Annotated in this window: 32 protein-coding genes, 1 pseudogene and 1 other annotated feature; of the genes and pseudogenes, 1 reads left to right on the forward strand and 32 read right to left on the reverse strand. The window is 31.8% G+C overall.

Translation table 11 applies throughout. From position 1 onward, the window contains the following. Window positions 1-65: 65 nt before the first annotated feature. Both AZF37_RS13445 and AZF37_RS07850 read right to left on the reverse strand, forming a co-directional pair. Window positions 66-167, reverse strand: a pseudogene (locus tag AZF37_RS13445) (hypothetical protein); the annotation flags it as partial. A gap of 475 nt (window positions 168-642) precedes the next feature. Then, complete coding sequence (locus tag AZF37_RS07850) at window positions 643-1,356, reverse strand: hypothetical protein (RefSeq protein WP_088370305.1); 714 nt, start codon at window positions 1,354-1,356, stop codon at window positions 643-645. 147 nt (window positions 1,357-1,503) lie between these two features. On the opposite strand from AZF37_RS07850, the gene AZF37_RS07855 reads away from it, so the two are divergent. Continuing rightward, window positions 1,504-2,091, forward strand: a complete 588-nt coding sequence (locus AZF37_RS07855; protein WP_088370306.1) for a thermonuclease family protein — start codon at window positions 1,504-1,506, stop codon at window positions 2,089-2,091. 282 nt (window positions 2,092-2,373) lie between these two features. Here AZF37_RS07855 and AZF37_RS07860 read toward each other — a convergent pair whose 3' ends face one another. The 30 genes from AZF37_RS07860 to AZF37_RS07990 form a co-directional block, all read right to left on the reverse strand. After that, window positions 2,374-2,640, reverse strand: coding sequence for a hypothetical protein (locus AZF37_RS07860; protein ID WP_088370307.1), 267 nt, complete (start codon window positions 2,638-2,640; stop codon window positions 2,374-2,376). 112 nt (window positions 2,641-2,752) lie between these two features. Continuing rightward, window positions 2,753-4,660: a threonine--tRNA ligase gene (gene thrS, locus AZF37_RS07865; protein ID WP_088370308.1), complete on the reverse strand. Its 1,908-nt coding sequence runs from the start codon at window positions 4,658-4,660 to the stop codon at window positions 2,753-2,755. Window positions 4,661-4,724: 64 nt separating this feature from the next. Beyond that, window positions 4,725-4,934: a binding site (T-box leader), on the reverse strand. Between the two features lie 381 nt (window positions 4,935-5,315). Continuing rightward, window positions 5,316-5,564, reverse strand: a complete 249-nt coding sequence (locus tag AZF37_RS10980) for an LPXTG cell wall anchor domain-containing protein (protein ID WP_088370309.1) — start codon at window positions 5,562-5,564, stop codon at window positions 5,316-5,318. Then, window positions 5,527-6,462, reverse strand: coding sequence for a leucine-rich repeat domain-containing protein (locus AZF37_RS07875; protein ID WP_088370310.1), 936 nt, complete (start codon window positions 6,460-6,462; stop codon window positions 5,527-5,529). Before AZF37_RS07875 ends, AZF37_RS10980 begins: the two co-directional genes overlap by 38 nt. Beyond that, complete coding sequence (locus AZF37_RS10670) at window positions 6,405-6,608, reverse strand: hypothetical protein (protein WP_162474008.1); 204 nt, start codon at window positions 6,606-6,608, stop codon at window positions 6,405-6,407. Before AZF37_RS10670 ends, AZF37_RS07875 begins: the two co-directional genes overlap by 58 nt. A gap of 287 nt (window positions 6,609-6,895) precedes the next feature. Continuing rightward, the gene (locus AZF37_RS07880; protein ID WP_088370311.1) at window positions 6,896-7,528 is read right to left on the reverse strand and encodes a leucine-rich repeat domain-containing protein; all 633 of its coding nucleotides are present in this window, start codon (window positions 7,526-7,528) and stop codon (window positions 6,896-6,898) included. Window positions 7,529-7,603: 75 nt separating this feature from the next. Then, window positions 7,604-8,008: a leucine-rich repeat domain-containing protein gene (locus AZF37_RS07885; RefSeq protein ID WP_088370312.1), complete on the reverse strand. Its 405-nt coding sequence runs from the start codon at window positions 8,006-8,008 to the stop codon at window positions 7,604-7,606. Between the two features lie 384 nt (window positions 8,009-8,392). Further along, on the reverse strand, window positions 8,393-8,845 hold the full coding sequence (locus AZF37_RS07890; RefSeq protein ID WP_088370313.1) for a CDP-alcohol phosphatidyltransferase family protein: 453 nt from the start codon (window positions 8,843-8,845) through the stop codon (window positions 8,393-8,395). Further along, window positions 8,806-8,952, reverse strand: a complete 147-nt coding sequence (locus AZF37_RS10675) for a hypothetical protein (protein ID WP_162474010.1) — start codon at window positions 8,950-8,952, stop codon at window positions 8,806-8,808. Before AZF37_RS10675 ends, AZF37_RS07890 begins: the two co-directional genes overlap by 40 nt. 1 nt (window position 8,953) lies before the next feature. Further along, on the reverse strand, window positions 8,954-9,889 hold the full coding sequence (locus tag AZF37_RS07895) for an ABC transporter ATP-binding protein (protein ID WP_162474011.1): 936 nt from the start codon (window positions 9,887-9,889) through the stop codon (window positions 8,954-8,956). A 10-nt stretch (window positions 9,890-9,899) separates the two neighbouring features. After that, a complete protein-coding gene (locus tag AZF37_RS07900; RefSeq protein WP_088370315.1) occupies window positions 9,900-10,763 on the reverse strand; it encodes an ABC transporter permease subunit in 864 nt (287 codons plus the stop codon). After that, complete coding sequence (locus AZF37_RS07905) at window positions 10,733-11,014, reverse strand: hypothetical protein (RefSeq protein ID WP_088370316.1); 282 nt, start codon at window positions 11,012-11,014, stop codon at window positions 10,733-10,735. Before AZF37_RS07905 ends, AZF37_RS07900 begins: the two co-directional genes overlap by 31 nt. Then, window positions 11,011-11,163, reverse strand: coding sequence for a hypothetical protein (locus tag AZF37_RS07910; protein ID WP_172793103.1), 153 nt, complete (start codon window positions 11,161-11,163; stop codon window positions 11,011-11,013). Before AZF37_RS07910 ends, AZF37_RS07905 begins: the two co-directional genes overlap by 4 nt. 62 nt (window positions 11,164-11,225) lie before the next feature. Next, entirely contained in the window at window positions 11,226-11,459 is a 234-nt protein-coding gene (locus AZF37_RS07915; protein ID WP_088370318.1) for a hypothetical protein, read from the reverse strand. A 516-nt stretch (window positions 11,460-11,975) separates the two neighbouring features. Continuing rightward, the gene (locus tag AZF37_RS10680) at window positions 11,976-12,122 is read right to left on the reverse strand and encodes a hypothetical protein (RefSeq protein ID WP_162474012.1); all 147 of its coding nucleotides are present in this window, start codon (window positions 12,120-12,122) and stop codon (window positions 11,976-11,978) included. 173 nt (window positions 12,123-12,295) lie between these two features. Further along, complete coding sequence (fdhD, locus tag AZF37_RS07920; RefSeq protein WP_088370319.1) at window positions 12,296-13,045, reverse strand: formate dehydrogenase accessory sulfurtransferase FdhD; 750 nt, start codon at window positions 13,043-13,045, stop codon at window positions 12,296-12,298. Further along, window positions 13,042-13,659 (reverse strand): sigma-70 family RNA polymerase sigma factor, encoded by a 618-nt coding sequence (locus AZF37_RS07925; protein WP_088370320.1) that lies wholly within the window; start codon window positions 13,657-13,659, stop codon window positions 13,042-13,044. Before AZF37_RS07925 ends, fdhD begins: the two co-directional genes overlap by 4 nt. A gap of 14 nt (window positions 13,660-13,673) precedes the next feature. Beyond that, complete coding sequence (locus AZF37_RS07930; RefSeq protein WP_088370321.1) at window positions 13,674-14,198, reverse strand: NYN domain-containing protein; 525 nt, start codon at window positions 14,196-14,198, stop codon at window positions 13,674-13,676. 4 nt (window positions 14,199-14,202) lie between these two features. Further along, the gene (rlmB, locus tag AZF37_RS07935; RefSeq protein ID WP_088370322.1) at window positions 14,203-14,940 is read right to left on the reverse strand and encodes a 23S rRNA (guanosine(2251)-2'-O)-methyltransferase RlmB; all 738 of its coding nucleotides are present in this window, start codon (window positions 14,938-14,940) and stop codon (window positions 14,203-14,205) included. After that, window positions 14,937-15,623 (reverse strand): FAD-dependent thymidylate synthase, encoded by a 687-nt coding sequence (thyX, locus tag AZF37_RS07940; RefSeq protein WP_088370323.1) that lies wholly within the window; start codon window positions 15,621-15,623, stop codon window positions 14,937-14,939. Before thyX ends, rlmB begins: the two co-directional genes overlap by 4 nt. Window positions 15,624-15,625: 2 nt before the next feature. Further along, entirely contained in the window at window positions 15,626-16,015 is a 390-nt protein-coding gene (locus AZF37_RS07945; RefSeq protein ID WP_088370324.1) for a Mini-ribonuclease 3, read from the reverse strand. Then, a complete protein-coding gene (gene cysS, locus AZF37_RS07950; protein ID WP_088370684.1) occupies window positions 16,000-17,424 on the reverse strand; it encodes a cysteine--tRNA ligase in 1,425 nt (474 codons plus the stop codon). Before cysS ends, AZF37_RS07945 begins: the two co-directional genes overlap by 16 nt. Before the next feature lies 1 nt (window position 17,425). After that, entirely contained in the window at window positions 17,426-17,911 is a 486-nt protein-coding gene (gene ispF, locus AZF37_RS07955; RefSeq protein WP_088370325.1) for a 2-C-methyl-D-erythritol 2,4-cyclodiphosphate synthase, read from the reverse strand. Next, complete coding sequence (gene ispD, locus AZF37_RS07960) at window positions 17,911-18,579, reverse strand: 2-C-methyl-D-erythritol 4-phosphate cytidylyltransferase (protein WP_088370326.1); 669 nt, start codon at window positions 18,577-18,579, stop codon at window positions 17,911-17,913. The genes ispF and ispD overlap by 1 nt, the downstream gene beginning before the upstream one ends. Continuing rightward, a complete protein-coding gene (locus AZF37_RS07965; protein WP_088370327.1) occupies window positions 18,576-19,649 on the reverse strand; it encodes a PIN/TRAM domain-containing protein in 1,074 nt (357 codons plus the stop codon). The genes ispD and AZF37_RS07965 overlap by 4 nt, the downstream gene beginning before the upstream one ends. Window positions 19,650-19,712: 63 nt before the next feature. Continuing rightward, window positions 19,713-21,077 (reverse strand): DNA repair protein RadA, encoded by a 1,365-nt coding sequence (gene radA / locus AZF37_RS07970; protein WP_342668641.1) that lies wholly within the window; start codon window positions 21,075-21,077, stop codon window positions 19,713-19,715. After that, entirely contained in the window at window positions 21,067-21,336 is a 270-nt protein-coding gene (locus AZF37_RS07975; RefSeq protein WP_088370329.1) for a metallophosphoesterase family protein, read from the reverse strand. The genes radA and AZF37_RS07975 overlap by 11 nt, the downstream gene beginning before the upstream one ends. Further along, a complete protein-coding gene (locus tag AZF37_RS07980) occupies window positions 21,303-21,836 on the reverse strand; it encodes a metallophosphoesterase (protein ID WP_088370330.1) in 534 nt (177 codons plus the stop codon). Before AZF37_RS07980 ends, AZF37_RS07975 begins: the two co-directional genes overlap by 34 nt. 66 nt (window positions 21,837-21,902) lie before the next feature. Next, window positions 21,903-22,898 (reverse strand): tRNA dihydrouridine synthase DusB, encoded by a 996-nt coding sequence (gene dusB / locus AZF37_RS07985; RefSeq protein WP_088370331.1) that lies wholly within the window; start codon window positions 22,896-22,898, stop codon window positions 21,903-21,905. Next, window positions 22,879-23,649 (reverse strand): type III pantothenate kinase, encoded by a 771-nt coding sequence (locus tag AZF37_RS07990; RefSeq protein ID WP_088370332.1) that lies wholly within the window; start codon window positions 23,647-23,649, stop codon window positions 22,879-22,881. The genes dusB and AZF37_RS07990 overlap by 20 nt, the downstream gene beginning before the upstream one ends.

A 23,649-nucleotide genomic window follows, 5' to 3' on the forward strand; every position in this document is an offset into this window, starting at 1 on the left:
TAATTAAAAAGGTATCGCATTATCAAATTGAAGTAGTTAATAGTTAGTAAACACAAAAAGTCAAATTAAACCACCTGTTCAATTCTAAATTGAACAGGTGGTTTTCCATTTAGTTTTCGAATAGGTCGTAAGTAATTAAAATAGTTAATGACGTCAGCAACTGTTTCCTCTAGCTTATCTTTCTCCCACTATCTAAATTGAAATCTAAGCACATCTTTAAAGCGTCCAAAAAACTTTCAATAAGAGCATTATCTCTAGGTGTTCCAGCTCTTGACATACTTTGAATGACATTGTATTCTCTAAGTAAAGCACAATAGCCTAATGAAGTGTACTGAATTCCTTAATCGCTATGGAAAAGAATGGGATTTTTAGTACGCTTCTTTGTTTTTTCTAAAAGCCTTTTGGCGATTTCTTCCGAAATCTTTTTTACTGACTCTCCTGATAAGTACCGTTTAACTAACAACAGTTTTTCTTCTTTACTATGAAATGTATAAGCTTTTCTCGCACTTTCTCACTCCTTTTTCTAGTATACATTAAAAGTAAAAGCTGGTAGACACAATCTTTTTGTGTCTACCAGCTTTATATAACTTCAATTATCAAATGCTATACCTTTTTAATTATTAATATATTTACTTATATTAATTACAAATCTGTTTTCTCTAAAATATGAATAATCTTCTCGTCTTGAAGCAATAGTTTTTTAGAAACTTCAAGAAATTCATTTATTGCTCTTACTTGTTTATTTTGAATAATCATTTTTTCCTTAAGGGCTTTAATATAGGCAGGCATATTAATACCTTCAGCATCTTCTAACATAGACATTTCTTTAGCAACATCTACTTCCGGAACCCCTTCTTCAACAATAGCCTCAATTGGTGATAAAGGGGCATCTTCATCAACAGTCTCACCGAAGAAATCTTCTTCTCTATCTAAAGAAGTGTGAGTAAAAAACTCTTCTTCTAGGGAAACTGCTGGTACTTCCTTAACATCTTCTTCTTTCTTAGCTTCCACAACTGGTTCTGCCTCTACCACTGCCTCTGGAATAGTACTTTCTTCTTTTTCAGATGCTACAACTTTTTCTAAAAGATTTTCTCTCTTCTTATCCATTGCAGCAAATGGCTCTTCAGTAACAATATTTTTATTAGCTACAACCTCTTTATTATCAATAGGTTTATTATTATTTTCATCTTTTTCAACATGTTTTAATAATAATTCAATACCTTCATCATTAATTTGTAAAACTCCTTCTAAAGCTTTAATATATTGTCTTAATTCAGGTTCTTGTGTAATCAAAGCGTAAATAGAAAACTTGGATATATTATATTTATCTTCTATATCTTCTATTTTATACCACATATTATTTCCTCCTTAAATGATTAATCCTCTTTACATTATATAACATCATCTGTACAATTAAAAGGTTTTTTCTATTTTATTGAGATGTGTTTTCAGTTGTGTTAAAGTATTACATAAGAGAAAATAAGGCAATTTGAAAGGGACAATATGAAACAAAAGAAGAAAATAATAACCGCCTTAATTACAGTAATCCTAATAAGCGTTATTTTTATAGCTGAACAACCGAGCTTTTCAATAAATCAACTATGGCCAAATGGAAAAGAAATTGTAACATTGATTCGACCAGTTGATAGTGATACTGCCAACTTTAATGCTGCTATCTATGGCAATATTAAAGTTCGTTTTTCAGGTATTGACACACCAGAGACAAAACACCCTACAAAAGGTATTGAGCCCTATGGTAAAGAAGCTAGCGATTTTACACAATCCAAATTAGAAATTGCTCAGGTAATTGAAATAGAATGGGATAAAACCCAAGGTACAACCCATAATAGACCTGTTGGTGTTATTTTTGTTGACGGTATTAATCTAAATCTATTATTAGTTGAGGAAGGTTACGCTAATCTAAAATATTTAAAAGATACTATGCCTTATGCCAAAGAATACAGACTAGCCGAGAAAAAAGCCAAAGAAAAAAATAGGTATTTGGCAATAAAAAAGGCACTTGAAAAACTGAATAAAATTGATTTCAGTTACACACTGGTGAAAATTGGTTTAATAATCTCCTTTATGTAACAAAGCAAGTTGTTACATAAAGGTTCCTCTAAATTACGTCCTTTCAGATGCCTCTTATTTTTATTAAAGGACTTTATGATTATCACGCCTCATCTCGATTGGTTTACGATTACTATAAAACCATAAAAACTGAAAATTTTTTGCTGGTTTGAAAAAGCTGCTCACTTTCCTCAATGGTGTGTTCCTTAAAAGCTTTTATCTGTACTAAAAAACCTACTGTAAAATAAATAACCAAGTACATATAAAGCACTTGGTTATTTATTCCACCGGAAAATCCAATAATTAATTCAGGTTAATAATAAAAACACAATTAATGATAATAAAAACTATGGCAAAAACAATACAGAATAACCATATTTTTTGCTTGCTTTTAATTAGAAATAAGATACCTGTAATAAGCAATACAATACAAAAGAGCAACCCTATTATAGTTGGGACTAAAGCATAAGGCGAATTCAAATAGGATTGGTAAAATCCAGCTAGAAAACCAACCATTCGATTATAGGCATCTGCTATTAGTTCAAAAATATTATGTAGTATTCTAACCATTCTTTATATCCCCCCAATTCTCTATAGTTAAATAATACGATTTTTTATAATAATTGTCAAAAAATAAAACCATGACCTTAATAAATAAGGTCATGGTTACTTTTAAAATATCTTATTGATTGCCTTTATCTCTAATTTCATCAGCAATTAAAGTTTCAATAACATCTACATCAAAAGCGCCTTGATCTCCTTGACCGTACTTTCTTGCAGCTACTTTGTTTTCACTCATTTCTTTATCACCAATTACAAATAAATAAGGTATTTTTTTCATTTGACCTTCTCTAATTTTATAACCTAATTTCTCATTACGATCATCAACAGAACAACGGATACCTGATCTTCTAAGCTTTTCAGCTACAGAATAAGCAAAGTTATAATGAGGTTCTGCAATGGGTACTAATTTTACTTGAATTGGCGCTAACCAAGTTGGAAAAGCTCCTGCATAATGTTCGATTAAAATACCAATGAAGCGCTCAATAGAACCAAAAATAGCTCTATGAATCATAGCTGGTCTATGTTTGCTACCATCCTCACCAATATAATGGATATCAAATTTTTCAGGCATTTGGAAGTCTAATTGAATAGTGCCACACTGCCAAGTTCTGCCAATAGAATCTTTTAAATGAAAATCAATTTTCGGACCATAAAATGCGCCGTCTCCTTCATTTAACTCATAAGGCATTTCTAAATCTTCTAATGCATCTTTCAAAGCATCTGTTGCTTGATTCCATAACTCTACTGAACCCATGGCTTTTTCAGGACGGGTAGATAACTCAACACTATATTCAAAATTAAAGGTACGGTAAACTTCATCTACCATTTCAATTACCTTTTTAATCTCTTCTTTAATTTGACTATATAACATAAAAATATGAGCATCATCTTGAGTAAATGCCCGTACACGCATTAGTCCATGAAGAACGCCTGATTTCTCATGGCGATGAACTAAGCCCATTTCAGCATAGCGAATAGGCAACTCTCTATAACTGTGTTGACCATGCTTGTAAACAAGCATGCATCCTGGACAGTTCATTGGTTTTATGGCAAATGGTACATCATCAATTTCTGTAAAATACATATTTTCATGATAGTGATCCCAATGTCCAGATTGTTCCCATAGCTTTCTATTTAAAATAATAGGTGTATTAATTTCATCATACCCCCATTTTCCATAAAGACCTTTCATGTAGTTTTCCAATTCATTTCTCAGAATCATACCTTTAGGTAAGAAAATTGGAAAGCCTGGTCCCTCTTCTTCAATTGTAAATAAATCAAGTTCTGCACCGAGTTTTCTATGATCTCTTTTTTTAGCTTCTTCAAGTAATATTAAGTAAGCAGACAATTCTTTTTTATTAGCAAAAGAAGTACCATAAATTCTTTGAAGCATTTTATTTTTTTCATTTCCTCTCCAATATGCTCCTGCTAAACTCATTAACTTAAATGACTTAAGATACCCTGTTGAAGGCATTTGTGGTCCACGACATAAATCCATAAAACCACCTTGTTCATAAGCGCTAATAACTTCTCCTTCAGGCAAATCATTAATAAGCTCCACTTTATAAATTTCACCTTCAGAAGCAAAATATTCAAGCGCTTCTTCTCTTGATAATTCTCTTCTCACAAAAGGACTGTTTCTTTTAACAATTTCACTAATTTTCTTTTCAATTTTCTCAAGATCCTCTGGCGTAAAAATATGAGAAGTATCAAAATCATAATAGAAGCCATTTTCAATTACTGGACCAATTCCAAATTTTGCATCTGGAAATAATTCTCCAACTGCTTCTGCCATAATATGCGCACTACTGTGTCTATAGGTATCCAATCCCTCTTTTGAGTCTAAAGTAAATAACTCTACCTTGTCTCCTTCATTTACAACGGTAAACATATCTACCAATACATCATTTACTTTGCCTACAATAGCTTCTTTTTTCAAACGCGGACTTATAGCACCGGCTACTTCAAATAAATTAGCGCCTTTTTCAACTTGAAAACCACTGCCATCTTTTAAAAATACTTTCATTTATTCATGCCTCCTAGTTTTCTACATAAAATATTTAATATAAAATAAAAAAAGCTATCCTCTCATAAGAGACGATAGCATCGTGGTTCCACTCTAATTTAAGAAATCATTATTACAACTTCTCCTCAGAAGCTTTTAACACAAGCATTACGTGTTCCCTTTTTTCTTCAGGTTCCTCTCCTAGGTGGTTTTCTTTTTAATGCCTTTAAGAATTTTCAGCACCATTCTCTCTGTAAAGGCTTTTAAAAATACTCATCCTAATCATCAATTTATACTATTAATTTACCCTACTATAATATCACACTTTAATAGAATATAGCAATAGACTTTCTCTTATCAGCCATTCTATCTTGTTAATATACAATAGATGTGAGACAAAATAAAATAAAAAATGAGGCGCAACACTTTTTGTTAGAATGTAGATACATAACAACATCAAACAAAAGAAAGGAGCGATTCACTTGTCTATTAACTAATCATTAAATATAAAATATATATCCCTAATTGTAAACATAGAATAAACTCTAGTTAAAATCTTCTAAAATACACTAATGGCAAAGTTGAACAAGCTCAATACAGTAATCACAATAGATTCTATCTCAATTATGAAAGTATTTGTTATATTTACTACCTCAATAGTATTTATTTATTGATTTTATTTTTTATTAACTCCTTTTAGTTTTTTGATTAATATAGCACTTCCTATACTTACGCCTAGAGACATTAAAGCTAATCCAAGAAATTGAAACCAATTTCTACCTGTTTTCGGTAACTGTAATCCTGTAACTTTTCCACTACTTTTGTCTTCAGACACTGTAGAATCTTTCACAAAATTAAATTGGAGTTGTCCATTTGTTAATACATGATTACTTTCCAGAGGAAATAAACCTGAACCAGTTGGCATTATTTGAATTCGCGCAAAAATTGCCTGCTTTAATTACTAAACCATTGTAAGTATAATCATCAATAGAGACTGAACCATTAGTGCTATCAACATAATCAGTTAAAATTAACTTTTGGTTTGCAAATAAAGGAACAATTTTCCCTGCTTGTTTAACTTCAACTAATGAATTTAATGCTATTGCGGATATATCAGAAATACTTTTAATAGTATATGGAGAAATTCCTTCTTTTAGCACAAGTTCTGCTTGTGCTTCATAGTTAAAAACAATATTAGATAGTCCAAGCGAATTTAATTTGTCTTGATAATTATTTGGTAATAAATTATCAGCTAATCCTAAGAAGGTTAAATTAGTCAATTGATTCGCAGCAAGATTAATATGGACTAAATTAGTTAAGTTTCCTATTACATCTGGAAAACTAATTAATTGATTAGAATCTAAATCCAATTCAGTTAATTTAGTTAAATTAGCTATTTCAGATGGAACAACACTTATTAAATTGTTACTAAGATTTAAATATTGCAAATCACTTAAAGTGCCTATTTTAGTTGGAATATTGGTTATATTGTTATTATGTAAATCCAAAATCTGCAATTTATTTAATTCTTCTATTCCAGTAATATCAGTAATCCCGCTGTTTGATGCAGTTATATTAGTGCAATTATTAACCATAACGCTAGTTAACTGAGCATTAACATCTCCCCCCCCACTTAACATATTAGCAACTATTTGTGCTAATTTTGCATCTGGGAAAATTTCATTAATTTTACCATATAATCTTTCCCGCTGAGCATATAATATCACATCGTTATTTGGCATTGGGGTTGTTCCAAGTTGCCAATTTATGCCACTGCCATCAGCTGCTGTATTCCAACCGGTAAAAAGGTATAGCCAAACCATGTTGAATCCGTTACGGTTGTTTCTACTCCTCCTGTATTCACTGTTTGATTTCCTGGAGCTGTTCCTGATCCTCCATTTAAATTAAAGCTTAAGGTATGGGGATTACCCTGCCACTGAACATATAATGTTACATTATTGCCTGGCATTGTAGTTGAATTTAATTGCCAATTTATTCCACTTCCATTAGCAGCAATATTTCAGCCTAAAAAGTATATACTGTCCATACTGGTACTGATAAGAAGTTGTTGTAAAGTCAAGTTCAATTGTTCCAGTAGTAATTGCATGATCACTATTATTAGGAAATAAGCCTGTGCCAGTAGCACGTATATTCCCTTTTACTGCCCCCTGCTTTTATCACAAAATTACCACTAAAATAGCTATCAATATTAACTGGATTATTACCATTATCAACACAATTGGTTATAATATAATTTTAACTTGAAGACAAAGATTTTCCTGATTGTAATGTCACTTTATTGCCAAAATTTAAATTATTATAATCCGTTTTAGATGCTATACTATTTGGCGTAAGACCAGTTTTTAATAACAATTGATCTTGTGTTTCATAATTTAAAGCGCCTCCAACTATTCCTAGTCCATTAAGTACAGTAGGGTAGTTGGTTGGCGGTAAACATTGTGAAACAGAAAAGCCATGCAAATTCGTCAGATTTTGTAAACTAGATGGCAAACTTGTTAGTTGATTTCCAGCTAAATTTAAAGTTGTTAATTTAGACAAGTTGCCTAAATTATCTGGTAAGCTTGCTAATTGATTATTATTTATAGACAATTCAGTTAAATTTGTAAGATTGTAAATTGTGGCTGGTATTTGTGTAAGTTTATTTGAATCTAACAATAACCTCGTTAAATTTGATAATTGACCAATATTATCCGGAATACTTGTTATCTGATTTCCAGCTGCAAAGTCTCCTAGCCATAAGGATTGTAATTTGGAAAGGTTTAATATGCTTGGAGGGAAAGTAGTTAATGCATTGTCATCTAAACTTAAAGATGCTAAATTTGTAAGATTACTTAGATCTGGTACACTTGTTAAATTATTACCCGTCACATATAATTCGGTTAAATTTGTAAGATTGCTAATATCACTAGGTAAAATCGTAATATTATTATAGTCTAAAGTTAATTACTTTAAATTTGTAAAATTAGTTATACAACTAGGTACAGTTGCTAATCGATTTAAATTTAGAGCAATCGTATTTAATTTTGTAAGGCTACTCATACTGCTAGGTAAATCTGTCAAACTGTTATTACTAAGATTAATATTTGTTAAATTAGTAAATATTCCTATTCCAGTAACATCTGTTAATACACAATCAGACAGTTCAAGAGAAGTAGCATTTAAAGTAGTTGCATCCATTACATCAGTTGGATGCTTACCAAAATAACCAGAAATCACTTGCGCTGTATGGGAATTAGGAAATTGAGAATTAAATGTAACAGCTGCTGTTACAGGCTTATTAATAGTAATAGTAGTAGTAATAGCAATAAATAGAATAGAAAAAAATAAACAAATAAGTTTTTTTAACATCAAAAATCCCCCGATTTATCAATTATTATACACATTGTCTCATATTAAATTAGGAATTGTCAATGTTTTTTATACTTTATTTTACATCAGGGGATTGTAAATTTTTTTAGTCACTATTAAAAATACAATAAGACATAAATTACTGAAAACTACTTTCATGGGTATAACTGACATTATATTTGTTGATGATTGCCAAAAAAGAGTACTGAAAAAATTATTATTCTGACTAAACCAAACGTCCAGTTTGACCTTATTTTACAATTAAAGACTTGTTTTTTGCAACATCTTACATCAAACCATTTAACTTATAAACGCTAAAAGGCTTTACGCATATTAATCATGTTTTCTTTTTTAACAGTTTATATCCTTCTATAAATCTCTGAATTACTGTAATAGCAACACCAATAGCAACACCAATGCAAATATATACGCAATAATAGTAATCCGGCTAGGAACAGCAAGCATTAGTGTAATAAAAATAAAACCTTCTGTTCTCTCAATAAGTCCAGGTTGATAATAAAAACTTTTCTCACCTTTTTGAGGTGTTAAAGCACCAACTGTTAAGAAAACGGTCATACTTAAAACAAACATACTGACTGTAATTAGTATAGGAAAAACTGATTCTTGATGAACATAAGCTACAGCAATCAAAACAAATAATTCAACAAGTCTATCACATGTAATATCAATTAATGTCCCCACTTTAGATGTTTTACCCATTAAACGACTCATAGTTCCATCTACAGCATCTAAATAACCTGATATCCACAATAATATAATAGCAATGATACTTAAACCTAAAAAACATAAACAAAGGCACTTGCTAAGCCTATACATAAACCAATAATAGTTATTAAATTAGGAGAAATGCCTTTTATAGAAAGAGGTTTAGCTACAATATTAATACAAAATTGAAATAAGCTACGTCCTTTACTATCTAACATACTAACAACTCTTTCCTTTCTTAATAAAACATTGCATTGAAAAATCAATACTTAAATATATGGTTTTGCCAATAGTATAAGGTAATAGATTGTAGCTGTAATATACTATATTTTCCCCAAAATCCTTAATGATATATTTATAGCCCCTATTACCACAATAGAGTATTTCTACAATTTCACCTGAAATACCTTCATTAGAAATAATAATATCTTTTTGATTAAGCATAATATGGCCAAATCCCTCCCTAATACTTCCACATGGAAAAACACCTTCAGTAAGGTAATAATTACCCTCTTTGATAATTACAGGAAAAATATTCTCTTTGCCTAAAAACTCAGCAACTGAAAGTGTTTTCGGCTGGGTAACTAAAATTGTAGTAATTTTAAATTCCTCCTGTACACATTTAACAAACTTCCCCATATCTTTCCTTAAATTAGTATCCAATTTAGAAAAAGCTTCATCTAACAATAAAACTGAAGGTTCAATAGCCAATGCTCTCCCTAATGCCACCCTTTGTTTTTGACCTCCTGAAAGCGTATAAGGATACTTAAATGCTTCTGATTGCAAACCCATTCTCCTCAAAATTAAGAAATCTGTTTTCCTTCTTATATCTGCAGATTTCATTTTAGCCATTCTTAAGCCAAAACTTATATTGTCTTGCACATTCATATGCGGAAAAAGCAAAAGATCTTGGTGAACCATAGGCGCCTTCCTTTTATTCATAAGGACTTTATTAACTTCTTGATTGTTAAAACAAATAAATCCAACATCAGGCTCTAAAAAACCAGTAATGCAATTTAGCAGAGTAGTTTTCCCACAGCCAGATGGTCCTAGTATTGATGTTAATTTTCCTTTAGGAAAAGAACAACTTATATTATATAAAACAGTCTTTTTATTAAAATGCTTTGAAATAGCATTAACTTTAATATCTACCATTATTACTTCTCTAAAATTCTTTCTTTTTTTGATATTTTTTAATAAGTTGCTTTCCAATGAGGAGGGAAATAATTAGTATCACTAAAAATAAAATGCTATATACACTCCCTATCGCTCGTTGGCCACTGGCAATATAAGGAAACATGTCCATAGTAAGGGTACGAATTTGGCCACCACCCAAAAACATAGTTACAAAATATTGACTAAATGAAAATATAAATACAAAGCCTCCAGCTATTATTAATGTAGGTAATAGATCAGGCAATGTAATATGAATAAAAACTTGCCACCTATTTGCACCTAGCTGAATTTCTTGGGATTCCCGTCCTAAACCAATTAACTGAAAACTATCCATAATAAACCAGACTGCGTAGGGAATAGCTAAAACAATATGAATTATTAAAAAAGCTAAAAAACTATTTACTATGCCTAAAGGTACAAAATTAATTTGTATTCCCATTGACACACTAACAATAGGTACGATTAAGGGCGTCATTAATAGCAACCTTAATAAATGTCTTCCTCTATTTACCACCCAATACTTCCTCTCTCCAAATTTTTCTACAAGCGGTACTACCTCACTAGAAAATTCAGGCAAACGCTTGCTTTCTAGTGTTTCAATAGAAATAGTTCCTTCATTATTCAATACAAACAACGCTTTCTCTTCAGTATTTAAAAAAGCTTCTTCAATAACTGTAATGTCGCCTTTCCCTAAAGGATTGGCTTTACTACTTTGCATTTCAGGACTTAATATAGTATTAATCACTAGTGCTGCCCCTGCTTTATTAATGCTATTAAAAGGAATCGCTAAATAATTCGTATTGCCTACTGTTCCTTTATCCATTACAAATGTTTCTGAAAAGTTTTCTTCCACTCACCTTTAGCTATTTTTTGAGTAGCTGTAAAAGGAGCATAATTCATAGTGAAATTTACTTCTCCATCCGCATACATATTATCTAATTGTGGTAAATTCGTTGGATAAGTTTTACCTTCCCTCCATAAATTTGGCGCAATTTCTTTTAAATAGTCCATTGCTGGTGCAATATCCTTTTTAACTTCTGATTCATCAGCTGGTAAATTTTTAATCGTTTCTAAATCACATGTATTATAAATAATAGTTCTCACAAAAGCACTTCCTGTAAAATCTGTAACTTCTGGATAAGTAAAAACCCCTTTATTTTTTTATATTCTTTAAGTTTTTCAGGTGAACTAGGCATATCACCTACTTTAGCACCATCTCCAATAAGAACAAGCTGTAAAAAAATTTCCCCCATTAATCCAAATAATATCCATAGTTCCATTATCATTATTGCCTTGTTTATCTGTAATTAATTTATTAAGTATTTTCATCAATATCCATAGGGACTCTGCTTAAGGTAATATTATACAATTCTTTTACAGTAGGTGATAATACATTATCAATCCAATCATTTGTTTCTTGACTACCACCCCATCCATAAAATGCAACTGTTGAATTAGAACCTTCATCTACAATTTGATTCCATGATAAATTATCAAGTGTTGATACACCTTTAGTATTAGAACAGCCCATCCCTATAAATGAAACCATTAACAATAACCCCAACACTATCATTACTATTTTTTCATTTTAACACACCTTTCTATTACCTTTAAATATAAGGGTTATTGCCTTAAAAATAAAATAAATTTCCTTTATAATAAAAAGATTAGAATAAAATACATAAAAATAACTATTTAGTAAAATTTTCATAAAAAAATTCATATCAGAACATATTAAAAGCTACATATAGCAAAAAATATTAATTCAGGGGTTGTATAATTAAGTATAGTATGCTATATTTTTTATGTAACATTTTTTCATATCACTTATCCTTTTAGAGCAAAAAGCCAGTCCATTACGGATTGGCTTTTTTGTTAATCTAAATTTATCAAACAAAAAAGACATATCTTTTCAAAATATGCCTTATATAGTAAAATTCCCCAACCTTATTATTTAGGGTATCATACTTTATCATATAATTTCAAATAAAGGTGGTTTGTGTAGTATCATTTTAATTACTACCAATTAATAATAACACAACTTTTTATTTTTGTAAATAACTTTTTATCCTACAATATTAGCTACTAAAAACAATACTACAAAGAATAAGTCAATCCACTTCACTAGTTTTAAAATTGTAATTAAACCATGACGTAGATTTTTTAATAGCTCTCTACTCTTAAAATAAGAAAACTCCCCAAGCCTATTCACTTAAGGAGTTTAATATTAAATTATAGTCTTCAATGATATGTTAGTATTACAATAATAGTAATATTAATTGTTCTTTTTGTAAATAACTTTATTTCTCAATCAGTACCCCTCTTAATCAAAGTACACTTTTATGAACTTATCTTTTTAATATTCGCCAATTATAAAAATAATTTTTAAGCATAAATATTCATTCTTTTGCCTCGAGCAAAACCAATAATTTGAACCCCTGAGGCTCGTCCCATTTCGACAGCTAACGTTGTGGGAGCCGTGTGAGAGATAACTAAAGGAATCCTAGCTTTAATTGCTTTAGCTAATAAATCTGAGGATATTCTCCCTGTTGAAAATAAAATTTTATCATCAAAAGAAATATCATGAGTTAATGCATAGCCAATATTTTTATCAACTGCATTATGACGACCAATGTCATCAAACCCACAAATAATACCATTAACATCTCCTAAAGCAACTCTATGAACACCACCAGTTTCTAGAAAAACTTGTCCTTCATCTTTAAAATCTTTCATTAGTTCTGAAATTCTTTCAGATTCTATAGGAATTCTATGAGTGATTTTTTCTTCTGTTACATAGTCTTCAATTAATGATGTATGTAAGCTTCCTTTACCACAACCTGATAAAATAGCTCTTTCACTAACTTCTTTTTTTGGCACAAAAGACTTTGTTAACTGAAAACAAAAAGTATGTCCCATATCAATAATGTCTCTGACGTCTTCCTTCTTTTTTATAACACCATCAAAAAAAAGAAAACCATAACCTAATTCAACTAGATTTTCTGGTGAACACATTAATGTAATATAATGATTTTTTTCTATGTATATATGAAAAGGAACTTCTTCTGCTACTTTATCCATTACAGTTTCTCTGCTACTTCCTCTTATTTTAATAACTTCTAGTTCCTTAATCATGTTTTTTCTCCTTTAAGGGACTTCATTATTTTTTTCCTACTTCTATCTATAGCATTGTAGACAGACTTAATTGGCAGATCTAGTTTTCTGGCCATTTTACTAAATTTTTCACCATTCATATACCCTAAAAATACAGTCCATTCTAAAAGGCTCAGCTCATTTTTAATTGTTTTTTCAATTAAGTTTGCTTGCTCTTTTCCTAGGATAATATCCTCTGGATTCATACTATTGTCTACACCTAACATCTCCTCAAAAGTCATTTCTGATTCATCAGATACTTTTTGACTAAAAGAAAGACTGGTATTTAATAGTTGATTTTTTTGACAATTGGCTGAACGAATTGCCGTAATAATCTGTCTTTTTATACATAGTGATGCAAAGTTTCTGAAAGAGGTTTTTTCTTTTTCCTTAAAGCTATGAATCCCCTTGTAAAGCCCTATGAGACCCTCTTGTAACAAATCATCACTGTCACCACCTATAATAAAATAGGAATAGGATTTACTGCGTACAAAATTTCTATATTTTTCTAAAAGGAAATGTTCTGCACCCCTATCGCCATCTTGAGCTAATAAAGCAATTTTTTCATCTGTAAAATCTTTAAATTGTTCCTTCATTAACTTTCTCCTCGCTACTTTCTTCTTCTAATAGCTTCTAATAAGCACCAAGTATCTTCAGAAACTACTGTATTTAATGTATTTCGGCAGTAATCATTATTTTCCCTTTTATTTTCCCTATCTGCTATTGATTTAAAACAGTATGCTAGCTCATTGCACGTTAAGCGACTAGCACCGTAGGAAAACACCATTTTTTGCAATAGATTATCATCTGTTACTACAGCTAAACTCTCTCTTTGCTCTTTAGGGGTTTGACTAATAATAAATTCAATTCTTTCATCAGCAGTTTCTCCTGTTTTTGTATACAAAACAAGTAATGAAGGTGACTCTTCAATAGCCTCGCCCTCATTACCTGCTAATAAATATGCATCAAAAACAATAATGCCTTTTTGATCTGAATAACCTAAATAATTTGCAACTTCTCTAACTAGTTTTGTTCTTGCAAAATCAACTGAATCATCTTCATTTTCCATTAAATACTTAGTTTCTTCCCATTGGTACAGCATATTATAACCATCTATTATCAGCGTTTTGTTCACAATCTTACTCCTGGGAATCTCGATAAACGCTATAGATTAAAATACCTGTAGCTACACTTACATTTAAAGAACCTACAGTTTTCTTTTGAGGAATGGAAACTAGTCTATCACAGTTTTTCTTAACAATAGAACTTAAGCCTTTGCCTTCATTGCCAACAACCAAAGCAAGAGGCCCTTCTAATTTAGTCTTGAAAATATTTGATTTTCCATCTTGATGGCTACCAAAAACCCAATAATCCTCTTTTTTTAGAGTATCTATTGTCTGAACTAAATTCTTAACCTGAATAATAGGCAAATGAAATACAGCGCCAACTGAAACTTTCATAACAGTACTTGTAACCCGAACACTTCTGTTCTCTGGAATAATAATGCCATGAACTCCACCACATAAGGCAGTTCTCACAATGGCTCCAAAATTATGGGTATCCTCTAGATGGTCCAGAATAATAAAGAATCCTTTTTCTCTGTTTTCCTTAACAGATGCAATGGTTTCATCAAAATTAGCATATTTAAAGGGTGGCATAACAGCCACAATACCTTGATGGCTTGTACCTTCTATTAAATCATCTAACTCAAAGGAATCTTTAGGAATAAAAGGAATATTTTGAGTCCTAGCAAAGCCTCTAATATCTTCACTAACTCTATCTTCTTTTCTTTTTTCTACAAATATTTCTTTTATAGGTATCCCTGCTTTTAAAGCTTCAAGAATACTATTTTTACCAGGGATATATTCTACTCTCATTCTACCTCCTGGAAAAACTCATCTGTTGTTACAATATGAGCATAATTATTTTCTGAAAAATTAGTATCGTACGTTATATCCATAAATAAAGGAGGTAATTCCTTCTGTAAGTGACGCAGAAGTGGAATGGCAACTTCCTTAATTTGTGGATGTGCAGCCACCTGACATCTTAACTGGAAAAAATTCCTTAAGGAGCGGTAGTTCATAGTCACAACAATTTCAGTTTTTAAACTGTTAGGTAATATTGAACGTGCTTCCTCTGGTTTTGCACCTGCATCTAATAAACTAAAATAACTGTTCTCAATATAACTCATTGCTTCTTCCCAAATAGTCTGTTTATCTTCTTTAAAAAACGCTGGCTTAATTACAGTTATTTCTCTGCCAAACTTTTCTTTACTATAATTGCAATAACGAGTAGATTCTTGACTATAACTGGCCATTCTATGTCGGACCAATTCATGACTTACCCCTCTGTCAATTACAAATAAAATAGATAATTTTTCATGTTCTAACACTGATTCATGGTTCTTGGCAATAATGGTTTTAAGTAAACCATGGCCACCCTCTTCCAGTGAAAATTTATCCTCTGATTTATAACACACTCTGCCATAGCGTTCAAGTCTTTTTAATGCATTTTTCCCATCGATAACTGGTACTTTTAAATGGGCTTTTTCAACTCTCATATCTAACTCCCTTCAACCATTCTAAAAAAATCACTGAGCAATTCTTTCAAGCGTTCTTCTCTTTTCATTAAATAAAGGTATCCAAAAAGAGCTTCAACACCTGTGCTTTTTCTATAAGCATTCATATCAGCATTTCTTGGTATTTTTTTCTTTTGGTTTCTACCTCTTTTTAAGACATCGACTTCTTCTTCAGTTAATCGGTCTTCAATTCTATTATAAAATTGGCCTTGAGTATAGGCATTTACATAAGCAACAGCCTTCTTATGAAGAACATCTATTCTATAAGGTCCACTCATTACCACTCTTTCTCTTACATAAATCTCCAGTAACGCATCTCCTAAGTAGGCTAAAGATAATGGAGACATTAATGCAACATCTACTTCTTTTTCCATTGAGTGCCCTCTTTAGTATCTAAAATTTCGATACCTAATTCAGCTAATGCATCTCTAATTTTATCAGCATAGGCAAAGTTCTTCTCATCTCTTGCCATTTTTCTAATATCAATTACGATTGACATTAAATCATCCGATAAATTATGGGCTTCACTAACTTCTAAAAGTTCTGCTTCTTTTTCATAAGGTAGAATACCAAAAACAGTTTCCAAATATTCTTTGAAAATTTCATACCCTTTAAGCAATGCTTTTTTACCAGCAGTATTTTCCTTTAAAGCTTTTCCTACTGCTTTTCCTGCTTCAAAAAAATAACTGAAAGCTAAAGCAGTATTAAGATCATCTTGTAAAGCCTTCTCTATTTTTTCTTCTAATCTATTAAAGAAATTTTCCAATGTATCTTTATCGCTGTCAATACCTTCTGCAACAGCGTTACCCAGTATTTCATATGTTCTATTTAGGCGAATTAAAGCTTTTTCACTTCCTTTTAGAGCATTATCGTTAAAATCAATTGGACTTCTATAGTGAGTAGATAATAAAAAGTAGCGAATAACTTCTCCTGAAAAATCTTTTAAAACATCTCTTACTAAAAAAAAGTTTCCTAATGATTTACTCATCTTGTCTTTATTAACAGTAATAAAACCATTGTGAACCCAATAATTAACAAACTGTTTTCCAGAGAAACCTTCAGATTGAGCTATCTCATTCTCATGATGAGGAAAAATTAAATCTTGACCACCACCATGAATATCCAAAGTATCACCTTTAATATATTTTAAGCTCATTGCTGAACATTCAATATGCCAGCCTGGTCTCCCTTTGCCCCATGGACTTTCCCAAGAGACTTCTCCCTCTTTCGCACTTTTCCATAAAGCAAAATCGAGAGGATCTCTTTTAATGGACCCTACTTCAACACGGGCCCCTGATTGTAGATCATCAATATTTCTGCCAGATAATTTACCATACTGAGGATATTTTCGTACTTCAAAATACACATCATCCTGAGCCTCATAGGCTAAACCTTTTTTTACTAATCCTTCAACTAAATGAATAATATCATTCATATGCTCACTGACTTTAGGATAAACCGTTGCAGGCATTACACCTAGACTAGCTGAATCTTTTTCGTATTCTTTAATATAAGTAGCTGCAATTTCAAGAGCTGGAATGCCTTCTTCTTTTCCTTTGTTAATAATTTTATCATCTACATCCGTATAATTTTGAATGAAAGTAACATCATAACCTAAATGAATAAAATACTTTCTCATTGCATCAAAAACAATCATAGGACGAGCATTTCCTATATGGATGTAGTTATAGGTTGTTGGTCCACACACATACATATTAATCTCTTTTTCATGTATTGGAACAAAATTCTCTTTTTTTCTTGTTAATGTGTTATATAGTTTCATTTTATTTTGATATCCTTTCTTTTTCAATTAAACAAATGGCTTTACAAGCAATACCTTCTCCTTTACCTGTAAATCCCAATCCTTCTTCTGTTGTTGCTTTTATATTAATTTTTGAATTCTCAATTTGCAGAACATCAGCTATTTTTTCTTTCATAGTTTCAATATAAGGAGCCATCTTAGGCTTTTCAGCAATAATAATTGCATCAATATTGCCAATTACGTATTTTTCTTCAACTAACATTTTAAATACAAGCCCTAAAAGATCCAAACTATCCGCCCCTTTATATGTCTGGTCAGTATCAGGAAAATGAGTGCCAATATCACCTATTCCTAAGGCTCCTAACAAAGCATCCATAATAGTATGGATTAATACATCGGCATCAGAATGACCAGCTAAACCTTTACAATAAGGTATGGTAACACCACCTAATATTAATGGTCTATCCTCTACTAAAGCATGAACATCATATCCAATTCCAACTTTCATTATTTCCTCCTTAATATTGCCTCAGCAATTATTAAATCGAAAGGCGTAGTAATCTTAATATTCTCCTCGTCATTTAACACAGTAACTACTTTTCCGCCAACTGCTTCAATTAATGAAGCATCATCAGTCATCTGATAGTTGTTCATTTTCTGTAATGCCTTTTTATAAAAGTCTAAATCAACGATTTGGGGAGTTCCAGCTCCATAGAGAAAATCCCTATCTAACGTTTTCACTACTCTGTTATTTTCAACTTTCTTAATAGTATTCTTTATAGGTATAACTGGAATCACACATTGTCCTTTTTCAATTTCAATGAGTAGCTGTTCCACTAGTTTTCTAGAAATAAACGGACGAACACCATCATGAATCGCCACCCACTTAGTGCCTTTAGGCAATAGGTCTAAACCATTCTTAACAGAATCTTGTCTAGTCTTTCCATTTTCTGCATATTCTATTTCTATACTAGGCCTTAATGGTTCTAAAAAGCCTCTTGCCTTTTCTTCATAAATTGGATCTAAAACTAAAATACATTCTTTCACGCCAGCCTTTACTAATGTTTCTACAGTATGATACAAAATGGGTTTTCCGTCAATTAAAAGATATTGCTTTGGCTCAGTTGAACCTAATCTTTTTCCCGGACCTCCTGCAACTACAATAAAAGGAATCATTCGTCATTTTCTCCTTTTAGCTTAGCAAATATTAAACGACCGGCTGAGGTCTGCATAATGCTCGTTACAGTAAGCTGGACATCTTGACCAACAAGATTTTCCCCATCCTCAATAATAATCATTGTGCCATCACCTAAATAAGCGACACCCTGATTGTTTTCTTTTCCTTTTTTAATTACTCTTGAGAAAAAATCTTCTCCTGGCAATAAAACAGGTTTTAAAGCATTTGCTAATTCATTAATATTCAAAACATGAACCCCTTGAACAACAGCAACTTTATTAAGATTAAAATCATTTGTTAGTAGTAGCCCTCGTTCCATAGTTGCTAAACGGACAAGCTTAGAATCCACCTCAACTATATCACCAAAATCTTTTTCCCCTGTTTCCATAATTTCTAAAGGCATATTTTTCTCAGTTTGGATTTTTTTTATTGCATCTAGTCCTCGTCGGCCTCTGTTCCTTTTTAAACTATCTTCGGAATCAGCAATTTTTTGAAGTTCATCTAACACAAAATCAGGTATAATAAGGTGTCCTTCTATAAAGCCAGTTTTCACAAGATCTACAATTCTACCATCAATTAAAACACTTGTATCCACAAATTTATCGTTACTCTTACTGTCCTTTTTCTTTTTTTGACTAAAAATAGACAGTATTTCATCCTTTCTCTTAATAGCCATAAACCCACCTAAATAAGCAAATAAAATACTAACTGCTACATTTAGGTAAGGCCCAATTAAAGGAAGGCCTTGAATAGAAATACCCAGTAATAGGGCTAAAACTAAACCAAGGATTGCCCCTCCTCCTGTTATCAATAAATCTGCAATTGAACGATTGCTACTAGTAGCTACAATAGCCCTTACAATACCTCGTAATAGCTTGGCTAAAAAATAGGCGATTAAGACAGAAACTAAAATTTCAATAATAATAATAAAAAAAAATAATGCCGGATGTATCACAATATTAAAAACATATTGCAATAGATAAAATGATGAGAAAAACAAAGCACTACCAATAACCAATACTGTTAATGCAAAGATAAAAGTTTTTAAAAAATTCGGTTTTCTTTCCATTACAAACACTCTCCTTTCTTATTTCTAAATTCTTTTAATTATATCATATTATAACCTATTAGCCTATTTTTCTCTCTTAAAAAATAGGCTAACCGCTTCTTGAATTGTCTCTACTGGAATTACATCAATGCCATAGGTATTTTTCTTTATTTTATTATTTTTAGGTACTATAATCTTTTCGAAACCTAGTTTCTCACCTTCCTGGATCCTTTTTTCAAGTTGGTAAACCCCTCTTACTTCTCCTGTAAGTCCAACCTCCCCTACTAACAATGTATCCTTATGAATAGGCACATTATAAAGACTGGAAATTAAAGCAATACAAATTCCTAAATCCAAACCTCTATCATCAACTTTTAATCCGCCAACGACATTGAAATAAATATCATTTTTCCCCATAGCGAAACGTATTTTCTTTTCTAGAACAGCTGTGAGGAGTAATACTCTATTGGTATCTAAGCCTGTAGCTAAACGCCTTGGTACTGCAAAAGAAGTTTCTGTAGTTAAGGCCTGCAATTCAACTAACAATGCCCTAGTCCCCTCTAAAATGGGCACAATGACTGAACCTGGAACTGGTGCAGTTCCATCGGATAAAAAATATTGAGAGGGATTGGCTATTTCTCGGAGTCCCTCTTTACTCATTTCAAAAACACCTATTTCATCGGTACTCCCAAAACGGTTTTTACCACTTCGAATTAAGCGATAAAAATAGTCTTTATCCCCTTCTAAATAAAGAACCGTATCCACCATATGCTCTAACACTTTAGGTCCTGCAATATTCCCTGACTTAGTCACATGGCCTACTACAAAAACAGTTCTACCTTGCCCTTTGGCCACTTTCATTAAAGCTAATGTGCTTTCTCTCACCTGACCAACACTGCCAGGAGCGCCACTCATATCTTCCATATAAACAGTTTGAATAGAATCCACAATAATATAATTGGGGTCAATGGTTTTAATACTTTCTAAAATACCCATCATATTGTTTTCAGCTAACAAATACAGCTGCTTTCCTTCTAAACCCAAACGCTCTGCTCGCATCTTAATTTGTCTTAACGATTCCTCTCCAGAAATATATAACACTTTTTCATTTGTACCTAAAGTAGAAGCAACTTGAATAAGAAGAGTTGATTTACCAATACCTGGGTCTCCACTAATTAATGACAGTGAACCTTTTACAATACCGCCACCTAATACCCGATCTAATTCTTTTATACCTGTCTCTTTCCTCTTATAGTCTTCAATGCTAACCTCTTTTAAAAGAGTAGATTTTCTAAATTCTTTTTCTCCAATAGGTACTTGACCTTTACCTTCTTCAAAAATAGTTTCTTTAACAAAGCTATTCCAGCTTTGACAGCCGGGGCATTTTCCAAGCCATTTTTGAGAAATACTACCGCATTCTTGACAAAAATAATGAGTTTTATGTTTCATTATTCATTCCTTCCTCTTTATTAAGTGTAACAACAATAACTTCAGCATTATCATTTATTCTAAAAGCTAATTTACCACTGCCAAGTCCTCTGCTAACAATCATTTTAGTTCCATTTTCTTCATATACACCACTTTGATATTTAGGAAATAATCCTTGTCCTGATGATAAAACACCGCCAACAAACGGAAGCCTAATTTGACCACCATGGGCATGTCCACTAAATACTAAATCAATAGGATAATCCTTATATAATGGCATCTGTTCTGGCCGGTGGATAAAAGTATTGTAAAAAGATGATGATCCACTCCTTTGATAGCTTTGTCCAATTCAGGCTTTAGGGATGCCTTTTCTGTAAATTGATCATCTTTTATATGGAGTAAGAGTTTGATACTATGATGACGATACTCTTTTTCCCTAACATTGCCCTTGAAGACTGGATCTTCAATGCCTAACAAAGCAATCTTTTCATTGTTTTCTTCTAATAATAAGTGGTTGTTCATAAAAACAACCACTCCCATCTCAATTAGTTTCTTTTTTAGTTCAGCATATAATCCAGAGTAAAACTCGTGATTACCAGGTACAAAAACGGGAGCAATTGCGCTTAAATGTTTCATTAAATATAATGGTTTTTCTAAACTATCATCTAAGATATCCCCTGTGACAAAAATATAGTTTGGCGCTTCTACTTCAATAAGCTTTAATAATTTACTGTTTTGCTCACCAAACTCTTTTTGATGTACATCAGATAAAAAAACAATTTTTTATCTGAAAACTCTTGAGGAACTAATTTATGACTAATCATAATTCTTGATAAATCAATTGTATTATGCACAGCCCACAACACTTTCTAAAATCTCGTTTATTTCCTTAGTTATTTCTCTTACTATCGTACATTGATTAAACTGATTTCTATAATAAGCGCCATTTTTTATACCCTTAAAATAATTAACAATCTGCTTACGCATTTCTCTTACAGCTAATTCTTCCCCTTTATCCTCAACTGCATATTTTAACTGGCGAAGAGCAACTTCCACCTTTTCTGCAAAATTTCTTTCTTTATATAAACCTGTTTTAAAATAGTCTTCAATATATTTAAATAGAAAAGGATTTCCTAAAAACCCTCTGCCAATAAGAACCCCGTCACATCCAGTTTCTGCTAAAAGAACCTCTGCTTTAATTGGATTAGTAACATCTCCGTTGCCAATTACAGGAATAGAAACTGCCTCTTTTGCCTTCCTAATGCTCTGCCAATCTGCAGTGCCGCTATAATATTGTTCCTTAGTTCTACCATGTAAAAAAATAGCTTTAACACCTACAGCTTCTGCCCCCTTAATAATAGGTATTGAATCCCCTTCAATATCATTAAAGCCTTTTCTGATTTTTAAGGTAATAGGGATAGACACACTCTTAACAAGAGTAGCCAGTATCTCAATAGCCAATTGAGGGTTTTTAAGTAGCGCGGAGCCTTCTCCATTTTTAACAATTTTAGGAGCAGGACAGCCCATATTAAAATCAATTATATCAGCACCAATTGCTTCAATTCTCTTAGCACCTTCACTGACTTCATGAGAATCTTTGCCAAAAATCTGAACGCCAACAGGCTTAGTCTCTCCCCTTATATTAATTATATGTTGGCTTTTCAAATTATCATAAAGCAACGCTTTAGCACTAACCATCTCACTAAATACTAATGGACAGCCTTCTTCCTTTAAGATGCGTCTATAAGCCTTATCGCTAAAACCAGCAAGAGGTGCTGCGAAAACAGGAGTCTCAAAAGTCCATTTGCCAATTGTTAATGGCTTAAGCTTTATTTTTTTCATAAATTATTTTCAATCCTTCTAGTGTTAAATTATAATCAATAACATCTACATCTTTTCTCAGAACACTTTCAAAATAGGTTGAAACCCCTCCTGATAAAATAACTTTAAGATGCTGACCATACTGTTTTTTAGTTTCGTAAATTAAATTTCTAATTAGACCCTGATAGCCATAATATAAACCCGCGGCTACAGACTCTGCACTGTTTTTACCCATTAAGTTCTTGGGAATAGCAAAACCTACGTGTGGTAATGTTGCAGTTTTATGATACAATGCTTCACTAGCAATTTCATAACCAGGAGCAATAGCTACGCCTAGCCATTCCCCCTTCTTATTAATCACACTGCATTTAGTAGCTGTACCACAATTAACAACAACACAGTCTCCTCCGTATTTAACTAAACCACAAACACCATCTGCCATTAAATCAGACCCAACTTCTTTGGGATTATCAACTTTTAAAACAATACCTGTCTTGATGCCAGGCTCGATAATAATTGGCTTTACACCTAAATATTCCTGAATAGCTCCTATTAAGGCTTCATTTACGTAAGGTACTACTGATGAGATAATCACCCCATCAATTGCTGTCATTTCAATTTTATTTAAATTTAATAAATTTATTAAAAAAATAGCAAATTCATCTTTGGTTTTAATTTTTGCTGTCTTTAAGGAAAACTTCTTGATAATAGTGTCTCCATTATGAATTCCCATGGAAATTAAGCTGTTACCAGCATCAATTAATAAAATCAA

It is taken from the genome of endosymbiont 'TC1' of Trimyema compressum (assembly GCF_001584725.1).
GTDB lineage: Bacteria > Bacillota > TC1 > TC1 > TC1 > TC1.